Raw genomic sequence first — 5,832 nt, 5'->3', positions numbered from 1 at the left:
CTTTGGACCTACGCCTGTCAGCCGGTTACGGTTATCATACCCGTACTCCGTAACATTGCCAAACGGATCGGTCATCGTCTTTCGATTTCCTTGCTCATCATACGAGTATCGGATCGTCCTCCCGTCCGGATACGTGAGAATGTGCAACTGTCCAAGCTCGTTATAGTCATAGTTCGTGGTACCTGTGTTGTCTTGCATAACTTTGCGTTTTCCGGCCGCATCGTAGTCATACTTTATCGTTTCGTTTCCTAAAGCACTGCTGCGCAGCTTATTACGGTTATTGTAATCGTTCGTTGTCACTTGACCTTTACGGTCTACATACGTCCGTAAGTTATTATTTTCATCGTAATAAAACTTTTCTACCGCCTGATCAGGTGCAATCGTCTGAATCATACGACCCAGCTCGTCATATTTCTTGGACCTTTCCGTTTTGTCCGGGAACACAATTTTGAACAAATTCAAACGATCTTTCGAAGTATATTCATACTTCGTAAACTCGTTTTTCGCATTAGTGACTCCAGTCAAGCGCCCCAGGGCATCATAATCGAATTTCGTCCGGTTGTTATTGCCATCTGTACTTTCGCGAACTTTACCGGCAGCGTCGTAGATGAACGTGCCTAATGTTTGGACCACGGACTGCCCATTAACTCGTTTCGTTTCTTCTTTCTTAATCGTCCGGTCTAACGGATCTAGCGTCTCCGTAATCATGTAGCCTTCGGCATCGGTCGATACCTTCGTACGCTGAATATCGTTGTATTCCACCGTGGCCACCGAGCTGTCCGGATACGTGATTTTGTTCTGGCGGCTCCATTGATCGTAGCCGAACCAGGTCCGGTTTCCTCGGGCATCTTCGCTCCATTCCAAACGACCGTATGAATCGTAACCTAATTTGCTTCTAATGTCCTGCTCGCTCACACCCGTTGCGATCTTCCAGCCGATCGGGTTCCATTGCGTGTACGTCTTTACGCCTGCCTCATCCGTGATAAGAATCGAATTTTTCGCATCATCATATTGCAGGGTGACGATGCTGTTATCCGGGTTGATTGCTTTCGTTAACCGGCCCAGCTTGTCATAGTCATAGTTTGTCGCATAACCTTTGCCGTCGATGATTTTTGTTACTTTTCCGAGCGTCGTATTATACTCATATTGTTGCGTCATCTTTAAAGTCGCTCCATCGACATTGGTCGCATCCGTTGTCGTCTTGGTCGGAAACCGGCTATGGTATTGGGAGCCGTATTCCACGAGCGTCTCGTTTTCTTTTGCATCATCGGTTTTTGTTATGATTTTGCGTGGGTTGCCGTATGAATCGATGTCTTCGTAGCGCGTCTCCGATAGCAACTTCCCGTTCGGACCGTTTTCAAATACCTTTTCCTTAGTTACTTTATACTTTTCATTGCGCTCAAGCAGCGTATACCGCTTCTGATTGTTATAGATCGGCTGCGTTATGCTGCTAAGCAAGTGCGTGTTCGGGTCGTAATCATAGTTCGTTGTAACCCCCGTAGGATCTTTCGACCATAGCACGTTGCCATAGAGGTCAATTTCCCGGGACGTGCTTGTTGTATATGATTGTCCCTGAGCCGTATAGGTGGTTGTCACTTTGTTGGGGTACGGCTGCTGTCTTGCTTCGTCGTATTGCTGATCCGTTGAGACGGTATACGTTACACCGTTTCTAGTTGATGTTTTGGTAATGTTTGTTTGGTAGTACATATCTCTTAGCCAAGGCTTAAGGGAATTAGAGTCCCATTTACCTTTATTTGCATAACTTGTTTGAGATACACCATCATCAAGATCAGTATAAAAATAGCCATAGTCTCCACTAACTCGATATGCGAATTTCTCCTGTTTAAAGGTTCTCAAAGAGCCGTCCGATTGTACAACCTGCAAAGACTTGTCTTTTATAGGGTAATGTCCCTTAGTATGTCCTTTATATTGCGGCAAAAAGGGACCGTAACTTTTTTTATCATCAAAGACATATTGACTCTTCGCCCCAGTTGGATGAGTTATGTTACTCAATAGCAAATTACGCTGACTTATCCCTTTTTCCGTTCTAGTTGTATTCGTCCTTGAATCATACACATCGTAATTGGAATATTCATCCTTTATGGTGTATGTATAGACAGTAGATCTTCCTTCAGCATCAATGACTTTATCTAATCGTGTTACGTCTCCCTTCCCCCCCCAAAAGAAAAACTCATCGGACGGAGATTTAATTAGAGATTGAACAAACTGTACTTTTTGATCTCCTTTGGTTAAAGTTATTCCTTCAGCATGGTAATCGACGGTAATAGTCTGGCTAGGGTCATCCGTTGAAATGCTTTTTAACTTTTTTGTGTACCAAGACATACCTTCGTAGTCAAAACGAATTTCATTATTGTATGCATCGCTTATTTTAGTTAGGTAACCACGTCCACTTGAATCACTCGTTTCTTGTATTTTAAAGTGGTACGTAATTCCTTCAAGAGTCCGGATTAAATAGTATCCTTCCTCTTGACTTAGTTTTAAATTCTTCCACGGATATTGTAACAAATAAGTCTCGTCCGGGGCATAGTATGGATTTTCTTTTTGTTCGCCAATTGCTGTATTGGTATCTATTTCATATGTACCCGAACCTAACTGGCCGGCAAGATGGATGAACCAGTTTTCCCCATTATACTGCATATGTGGAAGGTCCCAAGTCCAACCTGTTCCGAGCCAACCAAATATTTCATGCTTATTATAAGGATAATCATCATAATCGGGACCGCCAGCATACATGTTTGCATCAATGCTGTTATAAGTTCTTGTCAAAGAAAACGACAATCCGTTTCTTCCGTTAATCGTCATATCCGTCGTTTGTATCGATAGACTACCAGACAGTGTAGAGACAGAGTCGTATTCCGAATTGATCAGGTACGGGGACTCATCAGGTTTAAGATTCACCGGTGGAACAATTGGTTGCGAGGCCAGTGATCTCTTCAATCTGTTTTTATAGACGGAATCGTATACCGAACCATATACGGAATCGGTAATACCAGCTAGAGAATTAAATGCGCCGATGGCTGAACCAATCTTGTCGGTTAAAGCTCCATTTAATGAGGAAGCATTCGTTATCGAACTGCCCTTGGACCTATCGGTCTTAAAGCTTGTAAGAAGTGCGTCCAAGAAATCTTTCTCTGCGGCCAACGTAGGTGTGATTAGAGAAAAGAAAAGGATCAGGCTTAGTACTGATGAGATAATTCTTTTCATATGAACCTCCAACTGAATGATGATATTACTTTACATACTGCAATCCAACCGAATCTACATACATGGTACCCGAAGCATTATCCGTCACACCTCTTAGCAAGGCATAGACTCGAGCATGCGTGGCATTCCGAGGGATAGTACCATTTGTCGACAAAGTAGCATACCCTCCGTTTGTAAGAGAACTGCTCTCGGTCACCGTTGCTCCCACAAACTCGGTTCCGTTGAAGTAATCGACATATAACTGAACCTTAGCATTGATCAATTGTTCCACATTGAAGCTTCCGCTTACATTTACAGCTTTACTCGGTTCAACTTTCACGAGCTGGCTTACGCCAACTATCCCATTGTTAACTATGCCAGTCCCCGCAACCTTCTGGACACGCGATCCGGATGTGATCCGTATTAGCTCAAAATTAGGATTGGCTGTGCCCCAGATTGATTTGCCCCAGCCATCCGCCACTCCATCATTTTGGGTATAAACTTCAAACTTTCCATTGGTTACGAGATCGCCTTCTGTGGTGTATTTAAGATTCATCATATCGACGTATATCGTCCCGGAAGCTTCGGCCGAAGTACCACGTACAAGAGCATGTACAACCGCATAGATGCTGTTAGGCGGAATGATTCCATGGGATGAAAGAGTAACAAACTCCCCGTTTGTCAAAGCGCTGCTTTCAGTAACATTTGCTCCGGTAAAACCACCGGTTGCATTGAAGAAATCAACATACAATTGGACTTTCGCATTGGCAAGCTGTTCAATATTAAATCTTCCACTGACTTGAAACGGCTTATCCGGGTCTATCCTTACCACTTGGCTTACCCCGACTGCTCCGTTGTTCTCTATTCCGGATCCGGTTATTTTTTGAACCCGTGCCCCGGATGCCGAACGAATTAACTCAAAATTAGATGCCCAGGCGCTCCATACGGATTTGCCCCACCCATCCGCTGCTCCATTAGATTGGGTCGATGTATCGAAACCTCCATTAGCAAGGAAATTAGGCTCCTCTTCGTACTTGAAATTCATCATGTCGACATACATCGTCCCGGAGGCGCCGTCGGATATTCCGCGAATAAGGGCATAAACCAGTGCGTATCGGGTATTGGGCGGAACGGTGCCATTCGATGATAGTGTGACATAACCACCTTGAGTAATGACATTACTTTCAGTCACACTAGCTCCGGTAAATCCGTTAGGGCCGCTAAAATCCACATAAAGTTGAATTTTGGCATTGGAGAGCTGTTCAATATTCATACTTCCACTGACTTGAAACGGTTTTCCCGGTTCCACTACCACAAGCTGACTTACTCCGGTAGCACCATTATTGGCTATTCCTGAGCCGGTTACCTTCTGAACACGCGCCCCAGAGGGGAGTCGTATTAATTCAAAATCCGAGGTATTGGTGCTCCATATGGATTTCCCCCATCCGTCCGCTACTCCATTGTTTTGGGTCGACTTGTCGAAGCTTCCGTTGGAAAGCAAATTCTCTTCCGATTCATAGCTGAAATTCGTCATATCAACATACATCGTCCCAGATGCGCCATCCGATGTGCCACGAATAATTAGATAAACTTTAGCGTATTGTGTATTCGACGGAATTACGCCATTAGCCGAAAGAGTTACATATCCTCCATTTGTAACATTTTGGGTTTCAACAACACTAGCCGTTCCAGTAAAACCAGAATCATTATAAAAATCAACATATAACTGAACTCTGGCATTAGTTAGCTGTTCAATATTAAATCTTCCACTCACATGAAAAGATTTGTTAGGTGATACTCTTACTACTTGGCTCACTGCGACGATTCCGTTATTTTTTATGCGTGAACCGCTGATCTTTTGCAAATTTGAAGTTGGCGTAAAAGAAACTACGTTAAAATTGGACTCTTCCGCCGACCATACTTCTTTCCCCCACTTATCAGCAACTTCATTATTTCCGCTGGACATATCGAAGCTTGGATTCATTAAGAGGTTATTTGTTTTATTTTTTCTGATAAGATTACCTTGTTGATCATATTGATACTCAATGGCACCTTCCGAATCTACCTTTTCTACCAGTTGCCCTCTCGCATCATATTGATATTTTGTTTCTCCGTTTGCCGCCATTGATGGTAAAGAGCATGCTATCATAAGCATGAAGCATAGTAAAAACGACACGACCCTTTTCGACATGACTACCTCCCTCTACGTTCTTCTTGGATGTTGAACTTGAAATATTTTCCCTGCTAAATTATACCTTTGACAGATGATGTCTGTATATATCGATTTTTGTAAAAATGAAATGCCAATTTTCTAGAGGATTTAGGCTAAATTCTTCTCTTCCGGGTACAAAAGGCTCATTAGCTTCGAACAAAAATTTCTCTTGAATGATGTGCATATGTTCTAAGAATGCACTCTAACTTGATGAATGGCCTTGAATTAAATCTGCAGACAAGTTGATGGATATCCCCTCGCGGGATTTAATAGAAAAAACCATAATGCGAATATTTGATCGCATTATGGTTTCAGTGAGCTTAAAAACATTATTTTGATCCATTCCAAAGCACAAGTATTATACGTAATGCATCTAATTATGATATCGGAAACTCATACTGTCGACATAGAAAGAA

General features: G+C 42.8%; 1 protein-coding gene and 1 pseudogene. Both read right to left on the bottom strand.

Annotated elements, in window-relative coordinates; translation table 11 throughout:
- A pseudogene (locus PEL01S_RS33835) lies at positions 1-3,225 on the bottom strand (DUF6531 domain-containing protein); the annotation flags it as partial.
- A gap of 25 nt (positions 3,226-3,250) precedes the next feature.
- Entirely contained in the window at positions 3,251-5,395 is a 2,145-nt protein-coding gene (locus tag PEL01S_RS33830) for an RHS repeat domain-containing protein (protein ID WP_127463314.1), read from the bottom strand.
- Positions 5,396-5,832: the final 437 nt, after the last annotated feature.

Origin of the sequence: Paenibacillus elgii NBRC 100335 (assembly GCF_004000865.1) — a bacterium.
Lineage (GTDB): Bacteria > Bacillota > Bacilli > Paenibacillales > NBRC-103111 > Paenibacillus_G > Paenibacillus_G elgii.
Note: the sequence above shows the minus strand (reverse complement) of the source record. Positions and strands in the feature narration are given on the sequence as shown.